The sequence below is a fragment of the Rhizobium sp. BR 317 genome (assembly GCF_047445835.1).
Lineage (GTDB): Bacteria > Pseudomonadota > Alphaproteobacteria > Rhizobiales > Rhizobiaceae > Rhizobium > Rhizobium paranaense.
Genome location: NZ_JARWLB010000122.1, coordinates 1 through 1,447 on the forward strand (window position 1 = coordinate 1; position 1,447 = coordinate 1,447).

Annotated in this window: 1 pseudogene; it reads right to left on the bottom strand. The window is 60.3% G+C overall.

Annotated elements, in window-relative coordinates:
* Window positions 1–1,368, bottom strand: a pseudogene (locus QD357_RS32230) (conjugal transfer protein TrbE); the annotation flags it as partial.
* Window positions 1,369–1,447 lie beyond the last annotated feature (79 nt).

A 1,447-nucleotide genomic window follows, 5' to 3' on the forward strand; every position in this document is an offset into this window, starting at 1 on the left:
GACGTCGTCGACATGCAGGTTCAGGCGGAACGGCGTCGAGCCGCTGGCCACCTGCATCAGCGGAGGAGAGTTCGGCGGGTAGAATGGGCACGGTGCGACAGGGCTTCCCGACCAGACAGAGTTGAGTGGAATGAGATCGGCAAGATTGCTGGTGTTGATCAGCGGTTCGCGGATATTGCAATACCAGTTGCCCGGCAGACTGCCGAGAAAGGCGTCAGTGGCGTTGAGGGTCTCAATCCTTGCGCCGAAGCCTTCGGCCTGGATCAGCCGGCGGATTGCTTCGGCTTTCTCCCGYAAGGCTTCGCGATCGTGATCGAAGAGAACGATGACCGGCGTATAGTAGCCGTAGGCAACCAGCTGCGAGGAGGCTTGCGCGATGGCATCCTCGGTCTCGGCTACCATCGTCATGGCATCCTGGTCTACGGAGCGGCTTTGCGTCTGGAAGAGCTGATCGAAGAACGGCCGCACCTTCTGCTGCCATTTCTTGCGGGTGCGTTCGAGTTTTTGCCGCGCCTCTTGCGCGTCCAGAAAGATGAAGCGCGACGACCAGCGATATGTGAGGGGCATCAGGTCAAGGCTATTGAGAATCCCCGGCCAGCTCTCCGCCGGGAGACCGTCGATCGCCACGACGCCGAGAAAGCGGCTTTYGACCTTTGGGGTCAACCCATGCTCAAGCTCGGCGGTGGCGATCCAGTCGAGATACATCGGTGCATCCGGAAGCCGGATCGGATGGTTCTCGCCGGTGATGCAGAAGCGAACGAATTGCAGCAGCTCGTCGTAACGGGCGACCCGCTCCCCTCCCCKCTCGACAACCTCKAGCGTTTCCATCCGGCGTATAGACAGGGTATTGGCAAAATACTGCTCGATMTCGCGGACAGCGTTCTTGAAGACGAACAGCACCGTGTCCGCATAGCTCTTCTTGMGGCTCTCCTCGTCCGAGTAGATGTATTTGCTGAGGGCCGTCTTCTTGGACTCGAGCGGGCGATACGTGAGGACGAGCGCGTGCTTGCTTTCGAAATGCCCCTGCYCGCGCGCGAAATGCGCCMGCCGCTCGGCGTCRATCGCGCGTGTCACGACATCGGGGAAGTGGCCACGATCATCCGTCGGATAATCGAAGGTCGGAATGCGGACCGCTTCAACCTGGATCATCCAGCCGCTTCCGAGCCGCGACAGGATCGTATTGATCTGGCGCGAGAGTTCGTTGCGCTCCAGGTCGGTCGCGCTTTCGGAATCCGGGCCGGCAAAGTACCAGCCGGCCATCAGGCTCCCGTCTTTCAACAGGAGCACACCATTGTCGAYCAGACCGGCATAGGGAACGAGATCCGCGAAGGATGGGCCAGTGGCCCGGAAGCGTCTAAGAGCGACCATGTCTCCTCCTCAATACCGACGCCACGGCKAGGAGGTCGCCTTGTAGTAATGGCGGTATGATATGTGGCGGACATAGACC